Origin of the sequence: Nostoc sp. CALU 1950 (genome assembly GCF_051172895.1) — a bacterium.
GTDB lineage: Bacteria > Cyanobacteriota > Cyanobacteriia > Cyanobacteriales > Nostocaceae > Nostoc > Nostoc edaphicum_A.
In genome coordinates, this window is sequence record NZ_JBDNJQ010000295.1 from 1 (window position 1) to 3,997 (window position 3,997).

Below are 3,997 nucleotides of genomic sequence, written 5' to 3' on the forward strand. Positions count from 1 at the left end.
ATTGCCTATTCCCTGCCTACGCAAATCAGTTCAGAAATCAAAGCGGATTCCTATATCAGAATGAAAAGGCTGGAGAACATAGCCTGATATAAATATCTCTTTGCTCATCGGCAAAACTTCTTCTCCCATGAAGTATTCTTGTATTATCAATCATTAAAATATCCCCTTTTTGCCACGAAATTTCCGTGGTTATTTTTTCAGCAATTTCATTCAGTTCAGACACAACCTCATCAGAAATCTCTGAATCATCCTCAAAGTTAAGGATTTTTGGACTTAATTGCTTTGTGGGCAATAGACTATTAATAAACACTTGATACTTTCCACATCTGCTAGGGATAATGGCTGGACAAATGTATTCAAGCATAATCGATTGATCATCATTTACTGTCAGATGCGTTTTATTCTTCTGACACATTTCTTCTAGCTTATTCAAATCATCTGTTTGGTATTTTTTCTGCCAGTCTTGTTGAGACATCCGAACAGTAAACTTTAGCTTCTTTTTCCTGAACAACTCTTTGGTTGAACTACTAATTTCATTAAAAAATTGTCTGCCATCACATACCGTAGTTTCACCATCTTCTAATGGTGGATTAGCACAGAAAAACCACAGCATAAGTGGGATATTCTGCTGATAATACATTTCTCCATGCAATTTAATCTCAGACTTAAAATCATTGACGCTTAAAAGAGTCTCATCTCCATTAATTACCCTTCTACTGAATGCACCACCATAATAATTTATAAAATCAGTACTCAAGAGATTGGTAAATTCTTTAAAAATGTCAGTATTAACATCAAATCCTCTAAAAAGTAAGATTCCATTAGATTTAAACAAGCTAATAATTTCTTCTTTGTCTAATTCTAAAATACTGACATGTTCGAGATTAATAATCTCTTTAACGATGCTATCTGATATGGGCTGAATCTTGGTATTCATATAACTTAATAAATCTTTGTCGAAACCTAAACACACTGTTGGTGTTAACTACATTATATACTGGCATCTTAATACTCAATCATGTCGTCGTGTTTCATCCATCAGCGATCGCAGGACTAAATTTTGTAAAATTAAAAGTGTTATTAGAGTACTAAAATATCTTTTAGAGAACTACCTTACAAAGTTAACCCTAATTTTTTTAGGTAGATTCTGAGACATAAATAAGACTCCAGCCTTGGATACTGATGCCAGAAAATTGAAGAAAAGATGACAAAAAAAGTGAAAAATCCAGCATTAAAGTTAGTAACAAGATTGGTATTCAGTTGTATTAGCGTGATGTTCAATACAGGTATAGCTCATCAAATAGCTTTAGCGAAATCAACTAATGTACAAAAGTGCGATATTCTTGCCTATGTCACTGACACAGATCCACAAGGTTTAAATGTGCGGAGTGGTGCAAGTAGAAATAAGACAATTCTAGGGCAAATCCCGATCAACGAAACAGTTCAGGTTATTGGTGCTGCTGGAGATTGGGTACAGATTACTAATGCTAGCGATGGTTTTCAAGGAACTGGATGGGTATTCGTGCCAAAGTTAGGCTTAACAACGCAGGGTTACGGTACTAATGGTGTGGATTTATATAGTAGTATCAGTCAAGAAAGCCGAAAATTGAGAATAATTCCTGCTAATACGGCTGTCAAATTACTCGGTTGTCAAGGAGATTGGGCACAGGTGGAATATCAAGGTGTTAAGGGTTGGTTAACAAGGGAAGATCAATGTGGTGCAGCCCTTACTAGTTGTTCTTAGAACCCCACCCTGCAAACCTATCCATGCTTGCGACTTGGACAGATGCGGCATCTTTTCTATTTTCTCCCTAACGCTGCGCGATCGCTAATTCTGCGCTAACTGAGCGCTGGCTTTCGGTATTCAGACAACTCTCGGCGTCTCCTCTGGAAATATACTTTTTCAGCAACTTACCCACAATCGAAATACCTTGCTCAATCTCCTCTTGCGGAAGGCAGAAAGTCAGACGCATCGCCGGATAACCCTGCTTATCGGGGAAAAATGCCGAACCGCACGCCAGATAGACATTTTGTGCGAAGGCTTCTTTGCGAATTGTCCCAATCGGAAGATCATCTGGTAACTGTACCCAAAGAAATAATCCTCCCGTGGGAACTGTCCAGCGAATCTCTTCAGGAAAATAACGTTCCAAAGCTTGCAGCATCGTATTACGACTTTGCAGATTATCTGTGCGAAGTCGGCTGAGGTGACGGCGGTAATGTCCGGAAGCGAGATATTCGCTAACTATTGTTTGCGAAATACTGGATGTGTGCAAGTCATGAAGTAACTTCTGCTCAATAATTGCTTGATAATGCTTACCTGTAACTACCATATAGCCCACTCGTAAACCAGGCATTAAAGTTTTAGAAAAGGTGCTTAAGTAAGTTACCAAATTATTTTTATCTAAAGCTTTAATTGGCGCTGGCACTGCATCAAAATTTATTCCTTCATAAGCATTATCTTCTAAAATTGGACACTCATACTTTTCGGCTAATGCTAATAATTGTTGACGATGATTTTGTGTTGTCGTCAATCCGGTTGGATTGTGAAAGGTACTAATAGTATAAATTAATTTCGGACGGTGGCTATGTAGATATTGCTCTAATAAATCTAAATTCATTCCCTCGGCAGTCATGGGAATACCAATGATCTTGGCTCCTAAGTTTTCTAAGATAGAAATTGCACCATAATAGGTGGGAGCTTCCACAATCACCCAATCACCAGGTTGTACATAATAATTCATCGCTAACGACAACCCTTGCTGAGAGCCATTAGTAATAATTAAATCCTCTGGGAAAACCTCTAATCCTTGATGTACTAGCATCTGGGCAATTTGTCTGCACAGAGTTAGTTGTCCTTGAGGCATCTCATGAGGAAAGAAAATATCAGTATCTTCTTGTCTTAGCGCTCGTCTGGCAATGAGGTTGATATCTTTTGGTGGACGAGGATAACCGTAGCCAAAATTAATTATTCCTGGCTCAGTTTGTGCTTGCACCAGTGGAGTATACATTTCATAAAAAGAACACTTTCCTGGTTTTGTAATTATGACATTTTGGGCTGGGGCAAATGTAGATTCTAGGTTGGTACTGTTCAGAGAAACACTGCTGACAAAATATCCCGAACCCTGACGAGCGGAAACAATTCCATCTGCTTCTAAAACGTTATAGGCTTCAATAATAGTGAGTTTGTTAACTTGTAAACTATCTGCCAGAGAGCGGATAGAAGGCAGGCGATCGCCATTTTTGAGTGCGCCAGATTTAATCAGACGACTGATGCGATCGCGGATCTGCAAATAAATCGGTTTGTGTGACTGCCGTTCTAACAAAATCTTCATTTTGGCACACTCGTCAATGACTGAATAATCATCAATACTGGCAATATAAGCTATTTGTACGAACTTTACCTAGTACAGTTGAGAGTTTTTTTACTATACCAGTTGAAACGAAGCTGAACTGTACTAGATCAAATCTGCCAAAACTGTACCTTCTCAGTTTAAAACTCTTACGTGAAAGTAAAAGTAATAGTTCACTATTTATCAGGTGCTTTCACTATGAATAAATTTAATTTTTTGTTAAATTTACAAAAATATTGGCAACATTTTGTTATCTGGATGGCTAGTGGTTCTGACCTCCAAGTGTGGCACGAATCAGACCGTCGTGGTCACACTTCTTGTTGGCACGCCTACGATCCAATCACAGGACGTTCTGCCTGTTTTGGTTCTGAAGAAGAAATGCGAATTTGGATTGATAAGTGTTACTACAGATAGCATTTGTTAACCATCAAATATAGGAATCTGTTTTGATTTCTGAACTAATTTGCGTGGGCAGGTAACAGGAAATAGGCAATAGGCAATAGGCAATAGGAAAGAAGGCGTCTTAGTTGTATTGAGTTTTTTTAGAAATCAAATATGAGTCCTATTGTAGGCAATACGGTTCGGTTAAGGTAAAAGACGCGATGAATCGCCGTCTCTACAATAATCGGTCTTTTGTAGAGACGGCG

General features: G+C 38.3%; 4 protein-coding genes. 2 read left to right on the plus strand and 2 right to left on the minus strand.

From position 1 onward, the window contains the following. Positions 1–55 precede the first annotated feature (55 nt). Entirely contained in the window at positions 56–937 is an 882-nt protein-coding gene (locus tag ABF638_RS36980) for a TauD/TfdA family dioxygenase (RefSeq protein WP_435027720.1), read from the minus strand. Positions 938–1,204: 267 nt separating this feature from the next. Here ABF638_RS36980 and ABF638_RS36985 point away from each other — a divergent pair, with 267 nt between their 5' ends. Beyond that, positions 1,205–1,744, plus strand: coding sequence for an SH3 domain-containing protein (locus tag ABF638_RS36985; protein WP_435027721.1), 540 nt, complete (start codon positions 1,205–1,207; stop codon positions 1,742–1,744). A 67-nt stretch (positions 1,745–1,811) separates the two neighbouring features. Here the strand turns inward: ABF638_RS36985 and ABF638_RS36990 are convergent, their stop codons facing one another. Then, positions 1,812–3,332, minus strand: coding sequence for a PLP-dependent aminotransferase family protein (locus ABF638_RS36990; protein ID WP_435027722.1), 1,521 nt, complete (start codon positions 3,330–3,332; stop codon positions 1,812–1,814). Between the two features lie 216 nt (positions 3,333–3,548). Here ABF638_RS36990 and ABF638_RS36995 point away from each other — a divergent pair, with 216 nt between their 5' ends. Next, positions 3,549–3,764 carry a hypothetical protein gene (locus ABF638_RS36995; protein WP_181929875.1) on the plus strand — a complete coding sequence of 72 codons (216 nt, stop codon included), beginning with the start codon at positions 3,549–3,551 and terminating at the stop codon, positions 3,762–3,764. Positions 3,765–3,997: the final 233 nt, after the last annotated feature.